Here is a 24,068-nt window from a genome sequence, read left to right as displayed (position 1 = left end):
GGAGGGGTCCTGTTCTGTCATTCGGTGGGCGGCAGGTCGAAACTCGGCGGGAGGTCGGGGGTGCGGGTGAATTGACCCGCGGCGTGGCGGTATCCGGCCCACGGGTCCTCCTCCCACCAGGAGCGCAGCACGAAGACGAGTTTGGGGTTGTGTTCCTCGTCCTCGAGCCAGGCGCGGCGCGCGCTGACCTCGAGGTCGTCGTGTGCGGCGCGGGTGCGGTCGCCCTCGCGGTCGGCGAACAGGTGGGCGAGTTCGCGCAGCTTGGCGGGGGCGGGGATCTTGCGTTCGGCGGCGGTGATGATGCGGGCCCCGGCCCAGTACAGGTCGTACACGCGCGCGGCCAGGTCCTCGGACGCCGTGGTGTCGAGCACGACCTCGAGGGCGAACAGCGAGGTGATCAGGTGCAGCACCACGAAGTCCCCGGGCTGCGCGAGGTACAGCAGCGTCACCGCGCGCCGGACCCGTTCGCGCCGTTCGGCGTTCGGCAGGGTGCGGATCCAGTGCGGGGAGTCCACCAGTTCGGCGATGCCGGTGATCGCGACCGCCGCGACCCGCGCCTGCAATCCGGAGCGGTTCAGTTCCGGATGCAGTTCGGTGAACGCGTCGGTGTCGTCGATGACCGTCTCCACGGCCTTCCGGAAGGCGGCGTCCCCGGCCCAGCTCTCGCTCAACCGGATCAACGAGTCGAGCGGGTCCTCCCCCGATCCGGCGGGACGCTCGCCGTCGACCACGCGTACGAACGAGAAGGCGAGGTAGGCAAGGGCTTCGGCGGTCATGCCGGGATGTTTCGCCCATACCGCCCAGCCGAGGTGGATCGCGGCGTGGGTGAACGCGCCGATCCAGCCGCCCAACAGCTCCGGGGCGTAGGTGGCGACCGCGCCGGACAGGCCCAGCCGCTCGACCTCCGCGTCGAAGAAAGCGCAGTAGGCGGTGAAATGCTTACGCTCGCCGAGAAATTCGCGCCAGTTCCCGGCGTCGATGACCTGCGGCGAGTCTCGGCGGGGTTCCAGGGGGAAGCCGTAGGGGGTCAGTTCGGCGTAAGCGGTGTAGTAGTCGCGGATGACGCGTTCGGGCGCGCCGATGGCGGCCAAGGCGACCACCGCGTGTTTGACGTGGTTGGTGAGGTGGCCGTTGAACTCGATGTGATGGCTGCGGTCGTCGAGCAGATCCCAGACCGCTTTCAGGGTCGTCTCAGCCGACATGGTCACGCCTTTCGTCCTGCGGGGATACGGGATCGGTACGGGTGAGACCCAGCACCAGCTGCGCGGCGGCGATGGCGAGCAGCACGGTCAGCGGCAGCGTCCACCCGGCGCTCAGTTCACGGAACAGGCCGACGGCGAAGGGGCCGAGCGCGGCGATCACGTACCCCACGCCCTGCACGGCGCTGGACACCCCGATCGCCTCGTGCGCCGCCGCGCGGACGGTGACGACGGCGAGCGCGGGTGAGAACACGGCGAGGCCGACGCCGAGGATCAGCGACCACGGCAGTGGCGCGGCGGCCGGTGCGACGAGGAAGGCCAGCACGCCCAGCACCGTGCACGCGCTGAATCCGGCGAGCCAGCGGCTCGGGCGCGGCGACCGGGCCACCAGCGGCGACACCACGAGGCTGATCGGCACCCCGAGACAGGTGAGCACGGCGAGGTACGCGCCCGCCGCCTGCTCCCCCACCCCGGCATCGGCGAGAATCGTTGGGAGCCAGCCGATCACGACGAACGCGACCAGGGCTTGGAGGCCGAAGAACACAGCCAAGCCGACGGTCCCGGTGCGGCGCAAGGTGGCGAGGGGATGCCGAGCGGCCGATGGGCCGCGTTCCGGCACCGAGAGCGTGGGACCCCAGCGCAGCGCGAGGATCGCGGCGGGCGCGAGGACGGCCCATACGGCCACGGCCCACTGCCATCCGCAGAACGCGCGGGACAGCGGCACCACGGCCGCGAAACCTATTGCGGCCCCGGCTTGTAACGCCGTGGTAAAGGTCGTCACCAGCAATCCGGTGCGCTCGGTGGCCCGGATCACGACGGGCAGCAGCACCGCCAGCAGGCCGACGCCGAGCGCCGCGAGGAAGGTGCCGAGCACGAACAGCACCAGCCCGCCCCACGGGCGCAGCGCGACACTCACCCCGATGAGCGTGAGCCCGCCGTAGAGCCCGGCCCGCACCGAGACGCGGGCCAGCAGCGCGGGTGCGGCGAGGCTGACGAGCGCGAAGGCGAACACCGGTAGCGCGGTGATCACCCCGCCCGCGGCCGCACCGGCACCGAAATCCCCTGTGATCGAATCCAATTCGGGGCCGACGGTGGTGATGGCGGGCCGCAGGTTGAGCGCGACGGCGGTGACGACGGCGACGAGCGCCGCGGTCCGCGCGGGTCCGACGCGGGGGGCGACGGCCGTCATCAGTAGTTCGGTGTCCGCAGCAGCGGGTCGCCGGTGGGCCGCTCGGTGATCAGCGGCCGGTACACCCGCTCCTGCCATCGGTCGGGTTCCACCGCCGCGAGCCCGATCGAGACGGCGCCCTCGGGTACCCGGAATTCGCGGGTGACCGCGGCCACGATATCGGCCTCGAGCCGACGCCGCGCGTCGTCGGACAGTTCGGCGGGGAAGTGTGAGATCTCGACGTGCGGCATCAGACCAGCTCCCTGTTCATGCTCTGTTCCAGAACCGCGGCGGCGATGTCGAGCGCGCCCGCGGTCACGATCTCGTAGTGGTGGTAGGGCAGGTTGCTCACCGGAATCCCGCGCTGCCGCAACGGCGGAACGGGGATGTCGGCGAAGGACGGGCCGTCGTCGCGGGCCCGCAGGTACAGGCTGTGGTCGAGGATGTCCTGGGACACGCCGGTGGGCGCGGAGCGGAACCGGTAGGTGCGCTCCACGACGGTGACCAGGCGTTCCACCTGCTCGCGATCGAATCCGGTCTCGTGGGCGACGATCAGATCGATGAATCGGGCCCGGTCGGTGATGTTCTCGAGTTCGCCGAGGTAGCCGGGATCGGCGCTGCCGTTGAACACCGAGGCGAGGACGCGTTTGAAATACGCGCTGTCGTACCGGGTTTCGCCGGTGTCGCGCAGGCCGGGCAGGACCGGTGAGCCCGGGGCGATGAGGACCAGTTCCTCGACGTCGTCCCCCGCGGCGACGAGGCGCTGCGCCACCTCGGCGGCGACGCGCGCGCCGAAGGAGTAGCCGACGATCCGGAACGGTTGCGGCAGTGCGTGTTCGCGCAGTTCACGGAGATCGTCGTCGATGAGTGCGGCGAGGTCGTCGTGCGGGGTCTCCCCCGGATTGAGCCCGCGCGCCTGCATCCCGTAGACGACGCGCCCGTGCTGGGCGAGTTCGCGGGCCAGCGTGCGCAGGTTCATCGGGTAGCCGCCCAGGCCCGGCCACAGCACGGTGGTCGCGGTGCCCTCGGTCCCGGCCAGCCGGATCAGCCGCGAGGTGCGGCGGCCGCCGCCGAAACGTTCGGTGGCCGAGGCCAATTCGGCCACGGTCGGCGACTGGAAGATGGTCTGCACCGGGATCGTACGGCCGAAACGGTCGCCGAGCGCGCGAACCAGGCGCAGCGCGGACATGGAGTTGCCGCCCTGGGCGAAGAAGTCGTCGCCGCGATACACCGGCTCGTACCCCAGCACCCGGGACCAGACGGCGGCCACCGCGATCTCGCGGTCGGTGACCGGCGGATCGTGCGGCCTGGTGCGCCGCGCGTTGCGGGCGGCCGCCAGCGCGGCGAGGGCGGCGCGATCCTGTTTGCCGTTCTGCGACAACGGGATCCGGTCCAGGACGTGAATGGTGGCGGGGACCATGTAGGGCGGCAGCACCGATCGTAGATCGTCCTTGAGCAGTTCCTCCGGCCCTTTCATGTGCACCGCGTCCTCGGTCATACCGGTGGCGCTCACCTGGTCGGCGGACACCCGGCCCGCCAGGGCGAAGTAGCTCACCCGGCGGTGCCCGAGGATCTCGTCCACGCGCCGCGCCGAGGGCAGGTCGCGACCGGTCAGGGACGCGTATCCCGCTGACATGAAACCCAATTGGCGGGACGCGCCGAGCTGTTGCAGATGCGCGAGCGTCCGGCCGAGCGCGGTGAACCCGTCCCAGCCCGCCTCGGGGTCGGTGGTGAGCACGACCGCGAACGAGGACTGGTCGTAGGAGCGCTGATTGATCGCGATGACGTGGCGGCGCTCCACCTTCTCGGCCGACACGAACTCGAGGCCCGTGCCCATGTAGCGGTACAGGCCGTGCGGCGTGTCGCTCGTCTCCCCGTGGATCTGCACCCACGCCTCGACGACCGGTGCGGCGGGCGGACCGGACTCCCCCACCGGAACGATCTCCACACTCGCCGTGACCACGCCCTCGTCCACCCCGGGCACGGGAGCGGGAGCGAGAGTGCGCGCACGCCAACCCTTTTCGGCCAGCGCGTCGTCCAGCACACCGAGCATGTGACCGGCCTCGAAGTGCAGCACCTCGCGGACGTTGGTGGAGTAGACCGATTCGATCACCCGGGCGAGGCCCACCAGATGCAGCCGCAACCCGGGGCGGGCGGTGTCAGCGACCCGGTATAGGGCGTGGCGGTCGGGGTGGAAGTAGTGGATTCCGGGCGGGATCCCCGGCACACCGGCGACCTCCAGGTAGATCTGGGTGGCGTTGAGGGCGCCCGGGGAGGCGTAGGAGTACTTGGGCAGCAGGCGGTCGGGGCTGTGGAACGGGCCGAACCAGCGCAGGAGCTCGCCCAGGGTGCGGGCAGTCGCCGCGGCGGGGTCGCGGAGCGGTCGCGGCGGCTCGGACAGGCGGCGCAGCAGGGCCTCGATCACGGTGCGCCGCACGGGATCTCCGGTGAAGGTGCGGTAGGTCTTGCGGGCGAATACGCGTCGCCGTTGCTCCGGGCCGGGTTCGGCCCCGGGCAGGGGGACTTCGGCCTCGGTGGTGATCGCGCGCAGGCCGAGACCGGCGAGCTGGGCGGTGACCTGGGTGCGGGTGGACTTGGAGCGATGGTGCGGTCCGGCCTCGTCCTGATCCATGAGCGGCGCCTCGTCGGGGTCGAGTTCGAGGAAACCCGCGAGCCGCGTCTCCCCGCCCTCGGACACCCACGGCACCACCGCGGCCGCGCGCACCCAGTGGTGCGACTCGATCCACAGCCGCACCTCGTTGGTCTCGATGCGGTGGCCGTCGATCTTGACCTGTTCGTCGTTGCGACCCACGAACTCCAACACTCCGTCCGGGCGGGGACGCACGAGATCGCCCGTGCGATACCGCCTTTCGACCCTGCCGTCGGGCAGGACGGCGTCCACGAAGCGCTCGGCGTTGAGGTCGGGGCGGCCGCGGTAGCCGTCGGCGAGTTGAACCCCGCCGATGAGCAGTTCACCGATCCGTCCCGGCCCGATCTCCCGCCCGGCCTCGTCGACCACCGCGGTCGTGCAGCCGGGAACGGCGTGCCCGATGGGGACCGTGACCGCGCCCGACAGGTCGGCGTGGGTGAAGTCGAACCAGGTGGCGTTGATCGTGGTCTCGGTCGGGCCGTACAGGTTGATCGCCCGCGCCCCCGGCACGGCGGCCCGCAGCCGTTCCGCGGTGGTCACCGGCAGCGCCTCGCCGCCGCTGGCGACCGTGCGCAGCGAGGTCGCCGCGCGAATGCCGGGCAGCGCGGCCAGTTCGGCCCACATGGTCGGCACGCACTGCAAGACGGTCACCGCGTCGCGGACCACCCGCTCGAGGATCGCCTCGGGACTGGTGTGCGTCCCGGCCGGGGCGATGACGACGGTGGCGCCGCACGCGTTGGCGAGCAGTTCCCATTGGGCGGCGTCGAAACCGATCGGCGTCTTCAGCAGCACCCGCGCATCCACCGCGAGATCGAATTCTGCTGCCAGCCAGCGTAACTGGTTGACGATCGCGCCGTGGGAGACGATCACGCCCTTGGGCCGACCGGTCGTGCCGGAGGTGTAGATCGTGTACGCGGTGGCCGCGGCGGGCACCGGGTCGAACGAAACACCCTCGGCCTCAGCGAGATCCGTCAACCGGACGGAGCGCACGCCGGTCGGCAGAATTCGCCGCGCCGGGTCCGCGCCGCGAGTGTCGGTGAGCACCACGCGCACCGCGCTGTCGGAGACCAGGTAGGTCAGCCGCTCGCCCGGATAGTCCACGGCCAGTGGCAGATACGACGCGCCCGCGCGCAGGATCGCCCAGACCGCGACGACGAGATCGACCGACGGATGCGCGAACACGCCGACCGTGTCGCCCGGCGCGACGCCCGCCGCCCGCAGCGCACGGGCCGCCGCCCGGGAGCGCCGGGACAGTTCGGCATAGTCGATCGTGGACGAATCATCTTGGCAAGCAACGGCTTTCGGCGCGCGCAGGACGTGCGCGTCGAACAGGTCGAGCAGGTTCACCGGTTCTCCCATGCCGGTCACACCGTCGCGGTCGTGCCGTGGAACCGATCGCCGAAGTCGCCGATGCCGGGCAGCATGAACGCCTGGTCGGTGAGGGTCTGATCGATGTGGGAGGTCACGATGCGGATGTCGGGGCGGCGGGTCAGCACGGTGGCCAGGGCCTCGGGGCAGGTGAGCACGTTGACGACGATGATGTCGCGTTCCTCGACCCCGGCCGCGACGAGTTCGTTGATCGCGGTGAGCAGGGTGCCGCCGGTGGCGATGGTCGGATCCAGCAGCAGCACTTGACGTCCCGCGATCCCGGGCGGCAGCTTGCTGTAGAACAGCGTGGGCTTCTTGGTGGTGGGGTCGCGCTGGATGAGGATCTTGCCGAATCGCGTGTCCGGGCGGATCTCGCGCAGGCCGCCCTCGAGCGCGTCCCCGGCGCGCGGGATCGACACCGCGTACAGCTCCGGTGTCACCGGCTCGAGGCCCTCGTAGACGAAGCCGGTGGGCGTGGTCACCGGCTTGGGCCGGTAGCGCAGGTGCGACAGCGCGGTTTCCAGCACCAGCCGGATGATCCGCTGGGTGGCGCGCACGAACCGTTCCTGCCCGGTGTCGGCGGCGCGCGCCTCGGTGTGCAGGGCGATCAGGGACGGATGGTTGGGCAGCGGGAAGACGTTGACGCCGAGATAGCGATCGAGCTGGATCGGTTCGGTCGTCGGGCGGGTCCATGCGGTCATGACCGGGCTCACTTTCCGAGGCGGAGCAGTAGCGTGCGGGTGACGTCGTCGAACAGGTGGGCGACGAAATCCGGTGCCGCCGAGTCGATCTCGTAGGTGGTGCCGACGCCGTAGGTGACGCCGACGGTGAACGTGCCGACCGCGTGGCCGAGCTGGATATCGGACGCGGTGTCGCCGATCACCGCGCCGCTGGGCCCGGCGTCGGGCAGCCCCAGCGCGGCGAGGGCGGCGTCGGCGCTGGCGCGATGCGGTTTGGGGTGCTCGACGTCGTCGGCCCCGATCACCGCCTCGAAGTGGTCGGCGATCCCGGCGGCGTCGAGGATCAGCTCGGCGCTGCGATGTTTCTTGCTGGTGACCACCGCGAGCCGTAAACCGCTGCGCGCCAGGCGTTCCAGCCCGCCGCGCACGCCGGGGAACAGCAGATCGGCGGCCTTGGGCACGATGATCTCGCGGAAGCGGGTCAGGTATTCGGCCGCCACCGCCCGCGCGACGTCCGAATCCGGTGCCGCGCCGGACAATTCGGCGGCCATGCGCTCCAGCGGCGTTCCGACCAGGCGGCGGGCCCGCTCCTCGCCGGGGTGGGTGCCGGTGACCGCTTCGACCGCGAGGGCGAACTGTTCGGCGATGGCGCGCGGGGTGTCGAGCAGGGTGCCGTCCAGATCGAACAGCAGGGCCGAGCGGGCGGCGTCAGACGGCATCGGGGACTCCTACCTCGAGGGCGGCGCGCGCGGCCTCGATCTCGGCGGCGGCGACGGCGGTACTGATCAACACCGCGCGGTTGGCGGCCGCGGCGTCCCCGCCGGTGGCCGCGTCGACCGCGCGCAATACGAAGGTGGTCACCGCGGGACCGGTGATCCGCTCGGCCTCGGCGCGGGCCAGCGCGGCGGTGATCGCGGCCTCGATCCGGTCGCCGTCGAGCGCGTCGGCCTCCGGGATGGGATGGGTGACCAGCACCGATCCCGAACCGCCGAGGCGCAGGTGCAGCGCGGCGGCCCGCGCGATCTCGGCCGGATCGTCCAGCCGCGCCGGGGCGCGGAATCCGCTGTCGCGGCAGTAGAACGCGGGGAACCGGTCGTAGCGGTAGCCGATCACCGGGGTGCCCTGGGTTTCCAGGAACTCGAGCGTGAGCCCGGCGTCGAGGATCTTCTTCACCCCCGCGCACACCACGATGAGCCGGGTGCGGGCCAGTTCGGTCAGGTCGGCGGAGATGTCCATCGTGGTCTGCGCGCCGCGATGCACCCCGCCCAGGCCCGCCGACGCGACCGTGGCGATGCCGACGCGGTCGGCGAGGGCCATGGTGGCCGCGATCGAGGTCGCGCCCGGCACGCCGCGCACCAGCGTCACCGCGATGTCGCGGCTGGTCACCTTCGCGACATCGCTTGCGGTGGCGAGCCTTTCGAGTTCGGCCGTGCTCGCGCCGACCACGACGCGGCCGTCCAGGACGGCGATCGTCGCGGGCACCGCACCGGCCGCGCGGACCGCGTCCTCGACCTCGAGCGCGATGCGGACGTTGTCCGGGTAGCGGAAGCCGTGGGCGACCACATTGGATTCCAGCGCGACGATCGGGCCGCCGCGGGCGAGCGTGTCGGCGACCTCGGCGGAGAAGCGGAACAGCGGGGCGGTGCGGTCAGTGTCGGGCACGTGCGTGACATCCGTTCGTGAGCGGTACGGGTCGAAACGAGATTCCCTGATCCGTGGCCCATCGTGCGGCGGGACGATCCCGGTGTAAACGATTGAAACCGGGTTGAATGTATGTCTTCCGGCAAATGTCTTGGAGCGGTGATCATTTCGGGTATCCGATACGGTGGGGCGCCGGAATGGCCTCGGCCGCAGAACAAGTGGGGTGCGCATGGGAGCTGGCGGGGATCTGCCGGAACGGTTGGCCGCCATCGGGGAGGTCGTCGCCGGTCTCGGCGCGGAGGCGGCGGCCCGCGACGCCGAGCACAAACTGCCCACCGACCAGCTCGCCGGGCTGCTCGCGGCCGGGGTGGGGGCGTTGCGGGTGCCGGTCGAGTTCGGCGGGTCGGGCGCGCCCGTGCGGGTGCTCGCCGAGGTGCTGATCGATATCGCGGCAGGGGATTCGAATCTGGCGCAGATCTTCCGCGGGCACCTCGGGCTCACCGAGATCCTGCGCTTCGCGCCCGCGGGGGTCGCCCGCGAGACGCTGCTCCGCGCGGCGGCCACGGGCGGGTTCTTCGGCCCGGCCGGGGCCGAGTTGAGCACGCCGGATCTGACCGCGCTGGCCACCCGGCTGGACCGCGACGGCGACCACTACGTGTTGTCGGGCCGCAAGTACTACACCACCGGCAGCCTGTACGCGGACTGGCTCAATGTGCTGGTGCGCGAGGACGGGGAGTTCGTCTCGGCGATCGTGCCGCGCCGCAGCGCGGGGATCACGGTGATCGACGACTGGGACGGTTTCGGGCAACGCCTGACCGCCAGCGGCACCGCGGTGTTCGAGGACGTGCGGGTGGACCCGGATTATGTTCTGCGCCACCGCGATCCGCTGACCAATGACTATATGGAGGCGTTCTACCAGTTCGTGCACTCCGCCACCCAGGCGGGCATCGCGCGGGCGATCGCCACCGATCTGGCGGAGCTGGTGCGCGGCCGCACCCGCTCCTACCCGCTCGCCCCCACCCAGGACCCGAGCGCCGATCCGCAGGTCCTCCAGATCGTGGGGACGGTGTGGGCCAAGGCGTACACCGCCCGCGCCGCGGTGCTGCATCTGGCCGAGACCCTCGACGCCTTCGTGGCGGAGCCGACCCAGGAGCGGGCGCGGCGGGCGTTGCTGGAGTCGGCGGCGACGCAGGTGGCCAATACCGATCTGGTCGGGGCGGCGGCGTGGCAGCTGTTCGACGCGGGCAGCGCGAGCGCGGTGCGATCGGGACCGGGCCTGGATCGGCACTGGCGCAACGCGCGCACGGTGTCCTCACACAATCCCGCCGCGTACAAGGCGTCGCTGATCGGCGACCACACCGTGAACGGGACGCCGCCGCGCAGTTTCCTCAACAGCGTTGCGGCGCAGGCGATCACGCCGCGGTGAGGTCGCGCTCCACGTCGAGCCAGGCGGTGATCATGCGGGCGGTGACGCCGATGGTGTCCTGACGTTGGGCGGGATCCATCTCCATGGCGGTGGCGCGCAACAGCGTGGCGAAGCAGGTGTTGAGCACGACGAAGCTCATGGTGTCGTACTTGTGCTCGTCGCCGACGCCGTGCACGCGGATCAACATCTGCTTGATCAGCGACCGCAGCCGGGGCTCGAAGTCGGGGACGGAGCTGTTGTAGAAGTGGATTCCGGCGATGAGCGCCTTGACCAGGGGCGTGCGGGCGACCAGTTCGTCGGTGACGGTCTCGAGCACGCCGGTGACGATCCCGAGCGGGGGTTCGTCGGCGGTGTCGATGAGCTGTTGTTCCAGGCGTTTCTCGATGTCGACCAGCAGGCGTTCGAGCAGCTCCTCGACCATGACCGAGCGGTCGGCGAAGTAGCGGTAGACCGTGCCGATGCTGACCCCGGCCTCGGCGGCGATCCGGTTGGTGGAGGTGTCGCCGATGCCGCGCTGCCCGAACAGCCGGGCGGCGGTGTCCAGGATGTGCTCGCGGGTGGCCTTGGCCCGTTCCTGGGACGGGCTGCGGCGTCGAGGCCCGGCGTTCGGCGGCATCGTTCTCCCACCTGTGTCTCGAAAAGATGAGTGATCCTCAGCCTAGCCGACCCATGATGTATGTGGCCGACACCGCGCGCTCGTCGCCCAATGTCAGCAGCGCGAACAGCCGCTCCTCGACATCGCGGGCGATCTCGGTGCGCCGCCGCAGCACCGGCGTGGCCGCCCAATCGAGGACCACGAAATCGGCCTCCTTGCCCGGGCGGAAGTTGCCGATCCGGTCCGCGAGCCCGAGCGCCTCCGCGCCGCCGAGGGTGGCGAGGTACAGGCCGAGCCAGGCCGACAGCCGCAGCGGGTGGTCGCGGCCGGCCTCGCGCAGCATCACCACCTTGTACGCCTCGCCGAGCGTGCGCAGCATCGAATAGGTCGTTCCCGCACCGCAATCCGTGCCCAGGCCCACCCGCACGCCCGCCACGCGCGCGGCGGCGAGGTCGAACAGGCCGCTGCCGAGGAACAGATTGGAGGTGGGGCAGAAGGCGACGGCGGTGCCGGTCTCGGCGAGGCGGGCGCGGTCGCGGTCGTCGATGTGGACGCAGTGGGCCAGCAGGGCGCCGGGGCGCAGCAGGCCGAAGCGGTCGTAGACGTCGACGTAGGAGCGGGCGGCGGGGAAGCGTTTCAGGACGTCCTCGGTTTCGGCGAGGTTCTCCGCGGCGTGGGTTTGCAGGCGGACGTCGGGCGTGTCGTGAAAGAGCCGGGCCGCCATGGTCAATTGGGCGTCGGTGCAGGACGGGGCGAAACGCGGGGTGATCGCGTAGGTGAGGCGGGCGGTGTGGTGCCAGCGGGCGATCAGCTCGCGGGTGTGCCGCTCGGAGTCGGCGGTGGTCTCGCGCAGGTCGGGCGGGCCGTCGTCCATGAGCACCTTCCCGCACACCATCCGCATCCCGCGCCGGACGGCGGCCGCGCAGAAGGCGTCCACCGATTCCGGGTGGACGGTGGGATGCACGGCGGCGGTGGTGGTTCCGCAGGAGACGAGGGTGTCGAGGAACAGCTCGGCCACGAATTCGGCGTGCGCGGTCCGGTCGAATCGCCGCTCGGCCGGATAAATGTATTCGGCCAGCCAGTCCGGTAATTCGCCCCCGTAACTCGCTATCGCGTCGAATTGGCTGTAATGCACATGGGCGTCGACGAATCCGGGAAGGATCAATTGTCCGCGATGGTCGACGACCTCGCCACGGAATTCCTCCGGCAACCGCGGCCACTCCCCCGCCCAGGCCACGAACCCGTCACCGTCGACGGCGAGCGCACCGTCCTCGAACAGCTCGTAGCTTCCCGGTTCCCCGGCCATTCCCGGGTCCGCCAGGAAATGCAGCACCGTGCCGCGATGCACCGCAGGGCGCACAGCCACCTCCCGTTCCACGCCAGCAATCCCGGGCGCGATACCCGCCCCGGCGCGAAACGAAACAGAAGCGTCAGCGGTTCACTCGGCCTGACGAAGTAGCAGGTACGCCGCCTCCAGGTGCACGATGCATTCGTCGGGCCGATGCGTTCGATGAATGAACCGAAGCTCCTCCGCGCGATCGCGGGTGAGTTTCAACAAATGCACCTGGCACATGAACTCCGGCAGCGCCCCATCGGCGTGCACGAACACTTTGCGCTGCAATGATTCCGGCATCACGGAACGACCGCACCTTTCACTGACACGAGCGAATCCGCCGCGAGCCCCTGCACCCACGGCTGCGCGATTCGTTCTCCTCAAAGGTGCACCGGCGGACGTGGTATCGCAACCGCACAATGCTCGGGCAGCGTTGGTGCGGTGTGGGTGTGGGCGTGTCGCGTTATCCGACCGTCGGTGGATGAAACGGTGGCCCGTCACGCGCTACCGTCGGCGGGACGGGAAAGGGACCGGGGTGCACGAATTCATCGACGCGCGGGGCGGAGGGTTCCGGGACGGCGCGATCTCGGGGCTTGTCGGAGCCGAATCGTGTTCGGGGACAACGGGTTTGCGTGCTCACCCGCGGAAGACGATCCGTCTCCCGCGCGCCCTGGGGGATGATCGGCATCGGGGACAGAGGCGGTCTCGAGGCATTTCCCCTGGTGGGCGGGTCATTTGGGGAAAGGCACCACGGGCGGCGGGGGTCGTCTCGCAGACTGGGGGCATGGCGAACTTTCCGAACGGTAGTTTCACCATCACCAACAACGACACCGGCCGTTGTCTGCGCGCGAGACTCGGCACCACGCATGACGTCAGCGACCACAAGGAGGGGACGAAGTATCTCCAGTACATCACCGACGAGCCGTGGCTCGAACTCGGTGAGCCCGACGGCAGCATCGCGACGGCCTGGCACCTCGACACCGGTGCGGAGCGGTTCGGGGGTCCGCGCAACCAGATCACCTCCACGGCGGTACGGGACTTGCAGAACATCGGGGACTTCTGCGTGTGGTTCCACACCGGGCGGACCTTCACCGACGGCGAGGAGGACACCGCCGACGACTACGAGGACCGGGCGCGCGCCCAACACAAGGCGAAGCGGAACCGGTCGCGGGCCCGCAGGCGCTATCTGGAGGAGTACATCGACTCGCTGGTCCCGAAGAAGTGGGCCGCCGCGCAGAAGACGCTGGACCGGTGGGAGCACTGGTGCGGGGTCTACGACTACCGGCGGTCCAGCGACAACGAGGACGCCTTCTGGGACGACTGCGCCAAGCACGGTCCCGGCACGATCACCGGCGACGACCGGACCGCGGTGGTCAAGGCCATCCAGGCATACGCCCGCGAGGCCGCCAAGGACGGGGTGCACATCGCCTCCGAATGGGGCCCGGCCGCCATGGGCAGCCGCCTGTGGGGCAACGGTGGCACCCGCGGCGGCGGGTCCAACTACGGGTGGGCCACCGACGGCACCCATATCTACGCCGCCGACGACAAGACCGTGTCCCCGGACACGAGCTACTGGACCGACCTCGACGGTCAGCTCGTCGGCCGCCCGAAGGGCGAACCCGGCCAGAACTGGACCATCGCGGCATGGACCCCGCCCGCGAAACCCACCGGCCCCAGCCGCGAGCAGATCCTGCTCACCGGACTGTTCGGCGGAGTGGGCCGCGCCCTGGGCATCAGCTGACCCCGGCCGCCGGGTGTGGCCACGCTCGGGGCGTGCCACATCCGGCGGCGGTGGGGGGAGAAAGGTCGGCGGCTCGCTCGTCGGCGGAAAGGTACCGCAGTGCACGAATTCACCAATGGCAGTTTGGTTTTCGAGGTGACCGACGTCCAACCGGCTGCGCCGAACGGGGAGACGGTGATCCTGCTGCACGGATTCCCCGAGGACCGGTGGTCCTGGTCCGGGCTGATCCCCGGGCTCACGAGCGCCGGATTCCGTTCGCTGGCACCGGATCTGCGCGGCTACTCGCCCCGGGCGCGACCGGCGGCCCGCTCGGCGTACACACTGCGGAAGCTGGCCGAGGACGTGCTCGCGCTCGCCGACGCGGCTCGGGCCGAGCGCGTCCATCTCGTCGGGCAGGATTGGGGTGCGGCGCTGGCGTGGTATCTGGCCGCGCGACGGCCCGATCGCGTACGGTCGCTGACGGCGCTGTCGGTGCCGCATCCGTACGCGTTCATGCGGGCGATGGTGACGAGTCCCCAGATCCTGCGGTCGTGGTACATGATCGCCAATCAACTGCCGTGGCTGCCGGAACTGGCCCTGTCGGTGAAGGATCAGACGGTCCGCGCGCTGATCCGGTCCGGCTTGGACGCCGAGTCCGCCGCCCGCTACGCCCAGCGGACGGATATGCGGGGGCCGGTGAACTGGTATCGGGCCATGCCGCTCAGCCTCACCCGGCCGGTGGGTTCGGTCGCGGTTCCGACGCTCTACATTCGGGGGGCGGAGGATCGGTACATCACTCGGGCGGCGGCGGAGTCCTGTCGGCGGTATGTGCGGGGGGCGTATCGGTTCGTGACGTTGTCGGGGGCGGGACATTGGCTGCCGGAACGGGATTGGGATCGGATTGGGCCGTTATTGGGGGAACATCTTGGGGGTGTTGTGGGGCGGTTGGACACTTCGGCGTGAATCTCGTTCAGCCGTTGAGTAATTCGAGATGGGTGGCGAATACCGTTGTGCGCCTCTTGAATACAGAAGCTTCTTCGGCGGCCCGGGGGCTCATGAGAGCTGGAGATCATGCTTGGGGGCAGGACGAAAGCTCGTACGCGGGGGCGAGTTCCCGCGCGGTGAGGCAGGTAGCCGCGGTTACGATGACCGATCCCTACTCGCTAGGGCCCGCAGCACGGTAGCCTCAGGCCAACGCTGGTCAACGCAGTAGTGGGAGACATGCAAATGGCACTACGGTTTCTGGGTGGATCGAGTGGCAAGAACGGGTCACCCCGGTTGTGGGAGACCGACAACGAATACATTTGGCAGGGCTACCCCGTCACCGATCCGGAGATGCTCGCCGAAATCGCTGTTCCTGAAGGCGAAATCGTAGTCCGGGTGCCGAAGTCGCTCGTGACCTACCTACCGAAGGGCGAGAATGGAGTTGCTGACTGACGAGCAATGGACGGGCCTGTACGGGTCCGTCACCCGTTCAGCTCTGCATCTCGAACTTCGCGACGTGTACGCGGTCCCCGACGAAACCGAGCGGATCGCGAAATGGCAAGCGGGACAACTGACGGAGACCGAGGATCGGGAATGGTGGGCGCCGTGGCTCGACATGACCCGCGCGATGGTTGCCCGCGGTGTCGACCTCCGGCGCGCCCGGATCGTGTCCGAACCGCTGTCGGACTACATCCATTACGAGTGGGCTACCACCCGAAACCCTGAAGGCGGCGAAGACGTCCGCTGGCTCCCTCGCCACAAAGCGACGGGCCTTCTCGTGCCGCCCGTCGACTTCTGGCTGTTCGACGACCGAGTGGTGTGGAACCACTTCGCGGGCAACGGCTCATGGGCGGGCAACGAGATCGTCCACGATCCGCGCGTCGTCAGGGCATGCCGGGAAGCATTCGAGTCGGTGTGGGAGGCGGCGACGCCGCACAACGAGTACAGGCCGCCGCTGAAGTGAGCAGCAGCGACGCGAGCCGCGCCCGTCAGGCGCTCGGCCACCGGCTGCGCGAAATCCGGCTCGACGCGCATCTCACCGCGCGGGAACTGGCCCGCCGAGCCGGTTGGAATCACACGAAGGTCTCCAAGCACGAGAACGGTCACCGTGTGCCGAGCGTCCAAGACCTGGAGCTGTGGTGTCGTGTCTGCGAGGCTACGGACCTGCTGCCCGATCTGGTCGCCGCCACACGCGAGATCGAGAAGATGTACGTGCAGCTCCGACGGCTGCACCGAACCGGCACCACCCGCTATCAGCAGCAGGTCCTCGAAGAGGAGCGACAAGCCAAGCGACACAAGGTCTTCTGCGTGTCCCTCATCCCCGGTCCAGCCCAAACAGCACAGTACGCGACGTCGATCCTCAGCGACATCGCAGCGCTGAACGGCTACCCCGCGGCGGACGTGGCCGAGACTGTGCAGGTGCGGATGGAGCGCGCTGAACTGCTGCGCACCTCTCGCGTGTTCCACATGATTCTCAGCGAGAACGCCTTACGGGCCGCGGTTGTCCCCGACGATGTGGCGGCGGGGCAACTGGAGCACCTGCGAGAGATCATGGACCTTCCGCGTGTGCGGCTCGGTGTTCTGCCGCAACGTGTTCGGCAACATCCGCCGTTGTGCGAATTCTGGATCACCGACGACGCCGAGGTCGAGATCGAAACCTATTCGGCGATTCTGAGAATTGAACAGCCCGGCGAAATCGCCGTCTATCGTGGCCTGTTCGAGCATTACGCGCAGCGAGCTGTTTACGGCTCGAAGGCTCGCGTCCTCATCGACCGCGCGTTGACCGACCTTCGTCAACATCGGTCAACTTCGTAGACCTCGCCTGTCCGGACTGCCTACCGTTCGAACTGGCCCCGCCGAGCACGATGCGACAGAACTCACCGGCGGCGGGTGCCGTCCATTCAGAGCAGCCCGACAGACCGAGGTGAGCAGCATGGGATTCGGCAACGCCGACGCGCACGAGATCATGCGACTCCACCTGGATTGCAGCGTCGAATAGTGCGCGCGGAAGCGTGCCAACCAGAACCGAAATCACAAGGGGGACATCATGATCGTTCGTATCGTAATCGCCGCCTGCGCTCTGGTCGCCGCCGCGACCGGCACTGCCGCCGCCGAGCCCAACTACCAGGCGGCCGACAAGATCACCTGCTTCCTGCACGTCGACCCGCCCTACAAGACCGGGCACGGCTCGCTCGCCCCGATCAATTTCGGGTGGAAAACCCACTGCACCGGACGCCCGACACTGCGTAGCATCACCGCGAGACTGTGGCGGTACGACCTCACCCGAGGCGAGTACTACCTGCACAGCGAACGGACCGACACGTCCACCGAGCCCGACCTGGAAACGCTCTATTCGGCGTCGTGCAGCGACAGGGGCATCCTGTACCAGTTCCACATCGAGGTCATTTACAGCGGATTCTACGGAGAGTGGGATCATGCCGATGAGAACAGCGATCCCGTCGCGCTGATCTGCTGACCACACACAGAAGGGCTGATCATGGACACCCTGACCCCCGCCGTCGCGGTGGCCGTCGATGCTCTGCGAGACGCGGACCGGGAATTCGCGCCGGTCGGCGTCATCGACCGGGGCGGTGTTGTGGCCGTTCTCGTCGAGGGGAGCATGTCCCGCACGATGGTGTTCGTCCAACACCGGGACGACGCCTGGATCACGCTGGGCTCGATCGTCGGGAGTTACCGCGTCGATCGCCCGCGCGCCGCCCGCACGCCGGACCGGATGGCGCTGTCGAAGATGGCGACCAAGTCAGCGACTGACCCCGACGGGGTGGGCTGGTACGCCGTAACAGGTCTCGCCGCCGAGGATGCCGAATCCGTCACGCTCACATCCGAACTCGACGAGCACATCGCGCCCATCGACCGACAAGGCCGCGCCTTCGCCGTGGTCCGTGCCCGTCCGGGCGAGCGGCCGAAGGTCACGGTTCGCACGCGGGACGGGCGCACCGTCTCGGCCGGGGTCGCCCGGGCGTAATTGATCAACCGTTGAGTAATTCGAGATGGGCCGCGAATGTGGTTGTGAGACTTTCGAGTACAGCAGCACCCTTGGTGGCCGTGGCCAGCGAGGGGCGGCCGATGATGCCTGTGGCTGTGTAGCCCTGCATACCGGTCAGGAGGAGGTGGGGGCGGTTGGGGGCGTCGTGGTCGGCGTCGCGCCAGCTCTCGCCGACGAGATCCGGGCGGGCGTGGAGGAGGATCGAGGTTTCCAGTTCACCGCCGTGCATATCGTCGTGACCGTTGGTGCTCATCCCCGCGTGCTCGCGCGCCGCGTTCCACTCGTCCTTGCCGGGGAACAAGGTGACACGACGGCCGTCGACATTGGCCTGACGAGTCACATTAGACAGCACGTAGTTTCCGCCGTGGCCGTTCACCAAGACCAGTTTGTGGATGCCGGAGCGCCCGAGGGAGGCGCGGATATCCTCGATGACGGCCATCAGGGTGGCGGCACCGATGCTGACCGTACCGGCGAAGCCCTCGTGCTCGTGGGAGCAGGAGATGGTGATCGGGGGCAGGAGGAACAACTCGTACGCGTTCGCGAGTTCCCGCGCGATGAGGCACGCGATCGCGGTGTCGGTGATCAGGGGCAGATGGTCACCGTGCTGCTCGAAGCTGCCCACGGGCAGAACTGCCACGGACGCAGTGCGTTTCGCTTCGTCATGGGATGTGGCTGTGGTGATCAGGTCCACTCGTTTCTCCTTGCCGTCGGTAACGGCGTGCGCAGGGTTCTTTGTAGCTTACGGTCGAGTTCACGGGCATAACCCGCGAGTCCTGCTCGTGCTAGTTCTTCGATCCCACGCCGCAACTGACGGGCGATGCGGTTGGAACGAGTGTCCGCAAGGATGGTCAGCGAGTGACCCGCGACTTCCAAAGCTTCGTCGGCCTGCGCCAGGCTGGCATGCGTTACAGCGAGTCTCGCCAACCCCACCCCCAGATCTCGACGATTGCCCGGCTTCCAGTCCGAGAGCCCGGCTCGCAGAACCTCCAACGCCGCGGCAGGTCGGCCGAGTTCAACCCAGCAATGGGCGGCCTCCATCGCGATGTAGCCAGTAGTGCAATAGGCAGCCATGTCGACCGGAAGCCGGTCGCCTGGAGCGGCCGCGAACGCATGTGCTTGATCCAAGGAACGGGCGCACGCATCGCGATCGCCGGTTAAGGCGTACCCATGCGCTAGTTGACGGAGCGCGACTGCGCGGAGGCGCGGGGGCAAGGAGCTCGAGTTGGTCAACGCCGCCCTGGCGAAAACCGTTGCGACTTCCGGCTTTCGAGCGTCACTTGCGATGTTGCTCTTTCGCATTCGCAAATAGGACAAAAGGTGAACATCCCCCCGTCCCTCCGCCAGTTCCAACGCAGCATTCGACCAAGACATGGCAGACGATAGGTCCCCGGCATCCTGCTGTAACCACCCCATGAACTCGGCGTACCGAGCAGACACGTACAACAGCCTCTCACGGGTGCGCCCGCGGCTGCCGATCATCACTTGATCTATAAAGATCATTTGCTGCTCCACTACCGGTATCAAAAGGTGCGGCCCTTTCATCATGTCGGTTGCCGCATATTGCTCCAATGACGCCAGCAACGAATCTACAAGGGGCTGCTCGATCAATGCGCTCGCCGCGGGGACAGCATCACCACCAGGCAGCCGGATCTGCTCGACCGGCGTACCAGCGATCATTGCAGACGGCGGTTGGTCCTCGTCGACGTCGAACCACAGCAGTGCGGACGGAATATTCAGTTGCCGAGCGTAGCGAGAGAGCGTGTCCAGATCGCGAATCTTGCTTCTACCGTTTTCGATTCGGCTGAGCTGCCCCTGGCTGATTCCCAGATGGCGAGCGACTTCGGCCTGCGACAGCGGTCTGTGACCGTGCGCGGCGTGATGTCGATACGCCCGGACCACAGCACCCATGTCCTTCGCGACGAGCGCATCGTACAGTTGCCCACGTCGCCACGCTTCAGCTGGAAGAGCAGGCGCGCGTCGGTGCGCACGCCGACACGGCGTGCAACGTGTTTCACGATTATCGCGCGCCAGTCGTGTCCCGCACTCTCCGCAGTACCGAACTCCGGGGTACGCCATGGGCTTTCGTCCTCGCCGTCATGTTCGCTGCCGTTGCCGTGCCGTACGCAAACAGAGTAGCCGATTGTGGCGGAACTGCTTTCGAGAATATGCACGTGACGCATAGACCTCATGCGGGCATCGGCGAAACCAGGCTGGCCGCCCGACCTATCGTCGCTACATCGCAGCGGATGTCCAAAGCCTCTCGGACGTAGAGGCGCGGCGTCGATGCGACAACGCACCGGAATACTCAAACCCAGGGGTCGAGGAAATTGCCGGGAAGCATGCAGCGCCATCTTGTCGTCGACTTCGGTCTTCCTGGACTCCCGGTCCAGCATTACCGTGCCGAGGAAAGTGCAGCACTTGTCTTCGCTTCGGAAGCAATGCGGCAACAGCTCGCGCGGGTGACCGTCGATGATCGAGTGACCCCGGACATGAAACCGCTTCCCTATCAACGTCTCTTTCTGACTTTAGAGAGTCAGTTGGCGGACGGAACGCAAGTTATCCGACAAGGAAAGGACGCACAATGACTGCAATGGGTTCGACGCTCGCGCGGAGGGCGCTCGGCAGGAAGCTCCATGTGTTGCGAAAGAGAGCCGACGTCAGCCAAGCGCGCGCCGCTGCCGTTCTCGGGATCTCATCACAGACCATGGGTCGCCTGGAAGAGGGGCTGTCGGCGCGGTCGGCGAGTGACCTCTACATGAATACTCTCTGTGACCTCTACCGAGCCTCCGACAACGAACGGCGGTTGGTTTTGGCGCTGGCGTACGAGACTCGCCTGAATGCGAAATACGGCGGCGGCTGGTGGCGAGCTCAGCTGGACCGGACGATTGCCGATTTCGATCCGTACGCGGCCTTGGAGGATGCGGCCGTCCGACTGACCGCGTGGGGGGTCATCGTATTGCCCGCCATCGTTCGCACTCCCGACTACTGCCGAGCTGTGGCCTGGACTCGGTCTCCGAACGCGCCCACCGAGGAGATCGAGGAGTGGATTCAGCGGGAGACGAAGCGACAACGGCGACTGGAGGATTCGACGTTCGATATCGAGATCTTCGTGTCGGAGGCCGCGCTGCGCGAGGAATGGGGTGGCCCGGCGGTGATGGCCGAGCAGCGCCGGTATCTGGCCGAGATCGGGGAGCGCGCCAATGTTTGCATTCGCATCGTCCCGTATGCCGCCCGCAGTCATATCGGGGCGCTGGTCGGACCGTTCTCGTTTCTGACGTTCCCGATGATGCCGAAAACCCGGATGACTCAGCCTCCCGTCGTCCACATCGAGGCGTACGCCGGAGACCTCTACCTCGAACGCGCCGAGGAGATCTGTCACTACGGGTCCGCGATCACCGAGCTTCGACGGATCGCTTCGAGCGAAATAGATTCCAGGTCAATGCTTTTGAGGTTGTAGGCGCCTACAACCTCGTTCACGCTCCGGTGAACCGACGCGGACCACCTAGGCGGGAGTGGTCCGGCCGTTGGAGGACTCGGTTCGATTCGCCTCCAGTACCGAGTGATTGGCGTGGATCAGGTTGGTCGGGTCCCACTGGCGCTTCGCGGAGCGGAGGCGGTTCAAATCAGGGCCGAACAGAGGGGCGGGATCGGTGGGGGTTTCGGTGAAGCTTGCGGACGCGCGGTTGGAGTGGGCGGGGGCGACGGCGGTTGTCAGGGCGTCGAAGGCAATCGTGGCGGCGGGGCGGGCCACCGGGTGGGGGGTGACGGCCACGGCGAACAGGAGGGCTTTCGAGCCGGAGGTTGGTCCTGCGAAACGGTCCAGGGCGCCGCCCAATTGGCGTAGTTCGAGCGAGGTTAGGGTGGTGGCAGGGCCGGTGGTGACGGCGGCGGCTAGGGCGTCCAGGACCTCGGCGGGGAGGTCGCGTAGTAGGGCGCTGTGGCCGAGGGCGGGGACGGGGGTCGGTGGGTCCATGTGCAGGGCGGCCAGGGCCGGTGGTGTCGCGGGGGCGAAAGTGTCTGTGTGGGGGGACAATTCGCGTAGGGGTGTTAGTAAGGTGTTGGCCTCGGCCGCGCTGGCCTGGATCACGGCCTCGATGACGGTGAAGGCGCGTCCGGCGAATTGCGGTGGGACGTCGGGGGTTTCGGGGAAGCGGAGGACACGCGCTACGGAGGTCACCGTTTCGGGGGTCGTCGCCGTCCAGGCGTTCCAGGCTCGGAAGACCTCGCGGGCGGATGTCGCGGGCCAGAACAGCGCACCGGCGAACAGGTCGTCGAAGACGTGCAGCCGCAGCGTGACCGCGGTGACGACGGCGATATCCGCGCCGGAGAGCACCATGTCGAACAGTTCCTCGCCCGCCCGGACGGTGCGCGAAACACCCTCTGGCGTAACCAGTTCCAACTCTAGGACCGAGGCGGCGGCCGGGCCGTGTGAGCGGGCGAACCAGCCGAGTCCGCCGCCGAGCACGAGACCGACCACGCCGACGCCGGGGGCGCAGCCGCCGATGGGGGCGAGTCCGGCGGTCGCCGCCGCGGCCGTCAGGTCGCCCCATCGGACTCCGGCGCCGACGCGGGCGCGGCGTTCGGGTGGATCGATGTCGATGTGGTCTATTGCGTTGGTGCGCAACAGGATCGATCGGGAGAGGTCGCCGAGCGGACCGGCGTTGTGGCCCGTGGACTGGGGCGCCACCCGGAGGCCCAGGGCGGCGGCCGTGCGCACGGTGAGTTCCACGTCGTGGCGGTTCGTCGCGGTGACGACGGCGAAGGGGTGTTGGTCGGCCAGCAGTTGCCAGGCGGTGCGGGCCTCGTCCCATGTCGGGTCGTCGGGGGTGGTCACGCGGCCGAAGAGGGCGGTGGTCAGGGCATCGAGGGTGGCGGTGGTCATGATTCTCCGTGGCGTATTCGGGCAGGGGAGGTCGACCGATTCGCGAATCGGTTGCGGCAGTGGTAAATCGACGGGGGGCGGGTGATCAGGACGGCTGCGACGCGGTGTCGCGCAGCGCGTCGGCGACGATGTCGTGGACGGCGTCCGGGCCGGGAGACGTGCGGATCGCCGCGCCGATCTCCTTGGCGCGCAAGCGATATCGTTCGTCGGTGAGCAGGGTCCGCACGGCGGTGGCGATCCTGCGGGGCGGCGGAGTGTCGGTGCGCAGATCGATGCCGACGCCGGACCAGGACACCCGCGCGCTCACCTCGGTCTTGTCCTCGGTGCGACCGGCGACGACGATCGGCACGCCGTGCTCGAGCGCGTAGTGCACCCCGCCGTAACCGCCATTGGTGACGAAGACGTCGGTGCGCGGCAAAAGCTTGTCGTAGGGCAGGAATTCGGCGACGCGCACATTGGCGGGCAGGTCGCGCGGCAGCGTGTCGAGCGCGCGGCCGCCGGTGCTGACCACCACGGTGACGTTCTCGTCCGCGAGCGCGCGCACGGTGGGTTCGATGAGATTCCAGGCGCCGGTGGCGACCGTGCCCTGGGTGACGTGCACGACGCGGCGGCCGTCGTCCAGATCGCCCCACCACTCCGGCACCGGCACATCCGACGGCCGCGACCGAGCCACGGGACCGACGAAACGCACGGTCTCGGGCAGGCCCGCACGCGGGTACTCGAACTCGGGGACGGTGAACTGCACGAGCCGGTCGGCTCCGGCGGGCCAATCGAGGAAGAACCGCTTCAGGCCGCGCCCGGTCTCGGCCCGCGCGATCTCGTCCGCGAAACGTTGCACCGGCGCGAAGACCCCTCGCTCCGCGCCGACGGTGAGCACGGCGTTGCGCAGACGGCCCAGTCGACCCGGCATCGGCTTGATGCCGAGACCGAAGGGGGCCACATCCGGATGTTTCAGGGCAAGCGGGAGGATGCCGAGATTCACCAGCAGCGGGCGTTCCGCGCGCGGGAGTCCGCTGAGCACCGCGGCGGCGGCGAACATGGACTCGGCGAGCACGGCGTCGGCCGGTTCCGTCGCGAGCGCTTGCCGCACCGCGCGCAGTTGCGCGGGCACCGGGCGAAGGAAGATCTCGATCATGTCGTAGCGAATGCCCGCGGGCCCGGACAGCCCGCGCCGACCCGGGAAGGCCGCGTCGATATCGCGATCGTCGTAGTCGGCCTCGGCCGGGAGCGGCAGGAAGTCCGCGCCGGTGGCGAGCACCTCGTCGCGGAACCGCTGCCCGGTCAGCACGCGCACGCGGTCCCCCGCCGCGATCAGGGCCTGCGCGACGGCCAGGAGAGGGGTGACATGGCTGCGCACCGGAGTGGCGGCGAGAAGTACGGAAATCATGTGCGGAGCTTCCGGGGAAGTAAGATTG

23 protein-coding genes are annotated in these 24,068 nt (G+C 68.6%); 9 read left to right on the top strand and 14 right to left on the bottom strand.

Translation table 11 applies throughout. From position 1 onward, the window contains the following. Nucleotides 1–17: 17 nt before the first annotated feature. From ACFYTQ_RS03470 to ACFYTQ_RS03440, 7 genes are read right to left on the bottom strand one after another with little or no spacing between them, the layout of a single operon-like run. Nucleotides 18–1,202, bottom strand: a complete 1,185-nt coding sequence (locus ACFYTQ_RS03470; protein ID WP_387356725.1) for a questin oxidase family protein — start codon at nt 1,200–1,202, stop codon at nt 18–20. After that, a complete protein-coding gene (locus tag ACFYTQ_RS03465) occupies nt 1,192–2,388 on the bottom strand; it encodes an MFS transporter (RefSeq protein ID WP_387356723.1) in 1,197 nt (398 codons plus the stop codon). Before ACFYTQ_RS03465 ends, ACFYTQ_RS03470 begins: the two co-directional genes overlap by 11 nt. Then, the gene (locus ACFYTQ_RS03460; protein ID WP_387356721.1) at nt 2,388–2,618 is read right to left on the bottom strand and encodes a hypothetical protein; all 231 of its coding nucleotides are present in this window, start codon (nt 2,616–2,618) and stop codon (nt 2,388–2,390) included. Before ACFYTQ_RS03460 ends, ACFYTQ_RS03465 begins: the two co-directional genes overlap by 1 nt. Continuing rightward, the gene (locus ACFYTQ_RS03455; RefSeq protein ID WP_387356720.1) at nt 2,618–6,376 is read right to left on the bottom strand and encodes an amino acid adenylation domain-containing protein; all 3,759 of its coding nucleotides are present in this window, start codon (nt 6,374–6,376) and stop codon (nt 2,618–2,620) included. The genes ACFYTQ_RS03460 and ACFYTQ_RS03455 overlap by 1 nt, the downstream gene beginning before the upstream one ends. 5 nt (nt 6,377–6,381) lie before the next feature. Then, nucleotides 6,382–7,086 (bottom strand): uracil phosphoribosyltransferase, encoded by a 705-nt coding sequence (gene upp, locus ACFYTQ_RS03450; RefSeq protein ID WP_387356719.1) that lies wholly within the window; start codon nt 7,084–7,086, stop codon nt 6,382–6,384. Nucleotides 7,087–7,094: 8 nt separating this feature from the next. Continuing rightward, complete coding sequence (locus ACFYTQ_RS03445; protein WP_387356718.1) at nt 7,095–7,784, bottom strand: HAD family hydrolase; 690 nt, start codon at nt 7,782–7,784, stop codon at nt 7,095–7,097. Further along, nucleotides 7,774–8,727, bottom strand: coding sequence for a pseudouridine-5'-phosphate glycosidase (locus ACFYTQ_RS03440; protein ID WP_387356717.1), 954 nt, complete (start codon nt 8,725–8,727; stop codon nt 7,774–7,776). Before ACFYTQ_RS03440 ends, ACFYTQ_RS03445 begins: the two co-directional genes overlap by 11 nt. A 208-nt stretch (nt 8,728–8,935) precedes the next feature. Between ACFYTQ_RS03440 and ACFYTQ_RS03435 the strand changes: the two genes are divergently transcribed. After that, complete coding sequence (locus ACFYTQ_RS03435; RefSeq protein WP_387357028.1) at nt 8,936–10,132, top strand: acyl-CoA dehydrogenase family protein; 1,197 nt, start codon at nt 8,936–8,938, stop codon at nt 10,130–10,132. Here the strand turns inward: ACFYTQ_RS03435 and ACFYTQ_RS03430 are convergent. The 3 genes from ACFYTQ_RS03430 to ACFYTQ_RS03420 form a co-directional block, all read right to left on the bottom strand. Next, nucleotides 10,119–10,748 (bottom strand): TetR/AcrR family transcriptional regulator, encoded by a 630-nt coding sequence (locus tag ACFYTQ_RS03430; protein ID WP_387356716.1) that lies wholly within the window; start codon nt 10,746–10,748, stop codon nt 10,119–10,121. The genes ACFYTQ_RS03435 and ACFYTQ_RS03430 overlap by 14 nt on opposite strands. A gap of 37 nt (nt 10,749–10,785) precedes the next feature. Then, the gene (guaD, locus tag ACFYTQ_RS03425) at nt 10,786–12,093 is read right to left on the bottom strand and encodes a guanine deaminase (RefSeq protein ID WP_387356715.1); all 1,308 of its coding nucleotides are present in this window, start codon (nt 12,091–12,093) and stop codon (nt 10,786–10,788) included. Nucleotides 12,094–12,165: 72 nt separating this feature from the next. Then, nucleotides 12,166–12,360: a hypothetical protein gene (locus ACFYTQ_RS03420; protein WP_387356714.1), complete on the bottom strand. Its 195-nt coding sequence runs from the start codon at nt 12,358–12,360 to the stop codon at nt 12,166–12,168. Nucleotides 12,361–12,844: 484 nt separating this feature from the next. Here ACFYTQ_RS03420 and ACFYTQ_RS03415 point away from each other — a divergent pair, with 484 nt between their 5' ends. The 7 genes from ACFYTQ_RS03415 to ACFYTQ_RS03385 all read left to right on the top strand — a co-directional run bounded on the left by ACFYTQ_RS03415 (nt 12,845) and on the right by ACFYTQ_RS03385 (nt 17,750). Further along, nucleotides 12,845–13,801 (top strand): hypothetical protein, encoded by a 957-nt coding sequence (locus ACFYTQ_RS03415; RefSeq protein WP_387356713.1) that lies wholly within the window; start codon nt 12,845–12,847, stop codon nt 13,799–13,801. 99 nt (nt 13,802–13,900) lie between these two features. Then, the gene (locus ACFYTQ_RS03410; RefSeq protein WP_387356712.1) at nt 13,901–14,743 is read left to right on the top strand and encodes an alpha/beta fold hydrolase; all 843 of its coding nucleotides are present in this window, start codon (nt 13,901–13,903) and stop codon (nt 14,741–14,743) included. Nucleotides 14,744–15,007: 264 nt separating this feature from the next. Continuing rightward, complete coding sequence (locus ACFYTQ_RS03405; RefSeq protein WP_387356711.1) at nt 15,008–15,217, top strand: hypothetical protein; 210 nt, start codon at nt 15,008–15,010, stop codon at nt 15,215–15,217. Then, nucleotides 15,201–15,728: a DUF6879 family protein gene (locus ACFYTQ_RS03400; protein WP_387356710.1), complete on the top strand. Its 528-nt coding sequence runs from the start codon at nt 15,201–15,203 to the stop codon at nt 15,726–15,728. The genes ACFYTQ_RS03405 and ACFYTQ_RS03400 overlap by 17 nt, the downstream gene beginning before the upstream one ends. After that, nucleotides 15,725–16,579 carry a helix-turn-helix domain-containing protein gene (locus tag ACFYTQ_RS03395; protein ID WP_387356708.1) on the top strand — a complete coding sequence of 285 codons (855 nt, stop codon included), beginning with the start codon at nt 15,725–15,727 and terminating at the stop codon, nt 16,577–16,579. Before ACFYTQ_RS03400 ends, ACFYTQ_RS03395 begins: the two co-directional genes overlap by 4 nt. Nucleotides 16,580–16,811: 232 nt before the next feature. Next, nucleotides 16,812–17,240 (top strand): hypothetical protein, encoded by a 429-nt coding sequence (locus ACFYTQ_RS03390; protein WP_387356707.1) that lies wholly within the window; start codon nt 16,812–16,814, stop codon nt 17,238–17,240. Between the two features lie 21 nt (nt 17,241–17,261). After that, the gene (locus ACFYTQ_RS03385; protein ID WP_387356705.1) at nt 17,262–17,750 is read left to right on the top strand and encodes a hypothetical protein; all 489 of its coding nucleotides are present in this window, start codon (nt 17,262–17,264) and stop codon (nt 17,748–17,750) included. A 4-nt stretch (nt 17,751–17,754) separates the two neighbouring features. On the opposite strand, the gene ACFYTQ_RS03380 is transcribed toward ACFYTQ_RS03385, so the two are convergent. Together ACFYTQ_RS03380 and ACFYTQ_RS03375 are read right to left on the bottom strand one after the other, a co-directional pair. Further along, nucleotides 17,755–18,462, bottom strand: coding sequence for a creatininase family protein (locus ACFYTQ_RS03380; protein ID WP_387356704.1), 708 nt, complete (start codon nt 18,460–18,462; stop codon nt 17,755–17,757). Further along, on the bottom strand, nt 18,453–19,679 hold the full coding sequence (locus ACFYTQ_RS03375) for a helix-turn-helix domain-containing protein (RefSeq protein WP_387356703.1): 1,227 nt from the start codon (nt 19,677–19,679) through the stop codon (nt 18,453–18,455). The genes ACFYTQ_RS03380 and ACFYTQ_RS03375 overlap by 10 nt, the downstream gene beginning before the upstream one ends. A 682-nt stretch (nt 19,680–20,361) precedes the next feature. On the opposite strand from ACFYTQ_RS03375, the gene ACFYTQ_RS03370 reads away from it, so the two are divergent. Further along, on the top strand, nt 20,362–21,228 hold the full coding sequence (locus ACFYTQ_RS03370; protein WP_387356701.1) for a helix-turn-helix domain-containing protein: 867 nt from the start codon (nt 20,362–20,364) through the stop codon (nt 21,226–21,228). A 45-nt stretch (nt 21,229–21,273) separates the two neighbouring features. Here the strand turns inward: ACFYTQ_RS03370 and ACFYTQ_RS03365 are convergent, their stop codons facing one another. Both ACFYTQ_RS03365 and ACFYTQ_RS03360 read right to left on the bottom strand, forming a co-directional pair. Further along, nucleotides 21,274–22,653: an FAD-binding protein gene (locus ACFYTQ_RS03365; RefSeq protein ID WP_387356700.1), complete on the bottom strand. Its 1,380-nt coding sequence runs from the start codon at nt 22,651–22,653 to the stop codon at nt 21,274–21,276. Between the two features lie 85 nt (nt 22,654–22,738). Then, complete coding sequence (locus ACFYTQ_RS03360) at nt 22,739–24,040, bottom strand: glycosyltransferase (RefSeq protein ID WP_387356699.1); 1,302 nt, start codon at nt 24,038–24,040, stop codon at nt 22,739–22,741. Between the last annotated feature and the right edge of the window lie 28 nt (nt 24,041–24,068).

The sequence above is a fragment of the Nocardia sp. NPDC004068 genome (assembly GCF_042874315.1).
Lineage (GTDB): Bacteria > Actinomycetota > Actinomycetes > Mycobacteriales > Mycobacteriaceae > Nocardia.
The sequence above is the reverse complement of the archived record's forward strand: the minus strand, read 5'-3'. Positions and strand labels throughout refer to the sequence as shown.

Excerpts from the sequence above, each read along its gene's own strand:
- ACFYTQ_RS03455 (WP_387356720.1), bottom strand. The coding sequence starts at position 6,376 with ATGGGAGAACCGGTGAACCTGCTCGACCTGTTCGACGCGCACGTCCTG.
- ACFYTQ_RS03470 (WP_387356725.1), bottom strand. The coding sequence starts at position 1,202 with ATGTCGGCTGAGACGACCCTGAAAGCGGTCTGGGATCTGCTCGACGAC.
- ACFYTQ_RS03370 (WP_387356701.1), top strand. The coding sequence starts at position 20,362 with ATGGGTTCGACGCTCGCGCGGAGGGCGCTCGGCAGGAAGCTCCATGTG.
- ACFYTQ_RS03405 (WP_387356711.1), top strand. The coding sequence starts at position 15,008 with ATGGCACTACGGTTTCTGGGTGGATCGAGTGGCAAGAACGGGTCACCC.
- ACFYTQ_RS03375 (WP_387356703.1), bottom strand. The coding sequence starts at position 19,679 with ATGGGTGCTGTGGTCCGGGCGTATCGACATCACGCCGCGCACGGTCAC.
- ACFYTQ_RS03420 (WP_387356714.1), bottom strand. The coding sequence starts at position 12,360 with ATGCCGGAATCATTGCAGCGCAAAGTGTTCGTGCACGCCGATGGGGCG.
- ACFYTQ_RS03365 (WP_387356700.1), bottom strand. The coding sequence starts at position 22,653 with ATGACCACCGCCACCCTCGATGCCCTGACCACCGCCCTCTTCGGCCGC.
- ACFYTQ_RS03445 (WP_387356718.1), bottom strand. The coding sequence starts at position 7,784 with ATGCCGTCTGACGCCGCCCGCTCGGCCCTGCTGTTCGATCTGGACGGC.
- ACFYTQ_RS03385 (WP_387356705.1), top strand. The coding sequence starts at position 17,262 with ATGGACACCCTGACCCCCGCCGTCGCGGTGGCCGTCGATGCTCTGCGA.
- ACFYTQ_RS03460 (WP_387356721.1), bottom strand. The coding sequence starts at position 2,618 with ATGCCGCACGTCGAGATCTCACACTTCCCCGCCGAACTGTCCGACGAC.
- ACFYTQ_RS03430 (WP_387356716.1), bottom strand. The coding sequence starts at position 10,748 with ATGCCGCCGAACGCCGGGCCTCGACGCCGCAGCCCGTCCCAGGAACGG.
- ACFYTQ_RS03415 (WP_387356713.1), top strand. The coding sequence starts at position 12,845 with ATGGCGAACTTTCCGAACGGTAGTTTCACCATCACCAACAACGACACC.
- ACFYTQ_RS03390 (WP_387356707.1), top strand. The coding sequence starts at position 16,812 with ATGATCGTTCGTATCGTAATCGCCGCCTGCGCTCTGGTCGCCGCCGCG.
- ACFYTQ_RS03435 (WP_387357028.1), top strand. The coding sequence starts at position 8,936 with ATGGGAGCTGGCGGGGATCTGCCGGAACGGTTGGCCGCCATCGGGGAG.
- ACFYTQ_RS03360 (WP_387356699.1), bottom strand. The coding sequence starts at position 24,040 with ATGATTTCCGTACTTCTCGCCGCCACTCCGGTGCGCAGCCATGTCACC.
- upp (WP_387356719.1), bottom strand. The coding sequence starts at position 7,086 with ATGACCGCATGGACCCGCCCGACGACCGAACCGATCCAGCTCGATCGC.
- ACFYTQ_RS03465 (WP_387356723.1), bottom strand. The coding sequence starts at position 2,388 with ATGACGGCCGTCGCCCCCCGCGTCGGACCCGCGCGGACCGCGGCGCTC.
- ACFYTQ_RS03400 (WP_387356710.1), top strand. The coding sequence starts at position 15,201 with ATGGAGTTGCTGACTGACGAGCAATGGACGGGCCTGTACGGGTCCGTC.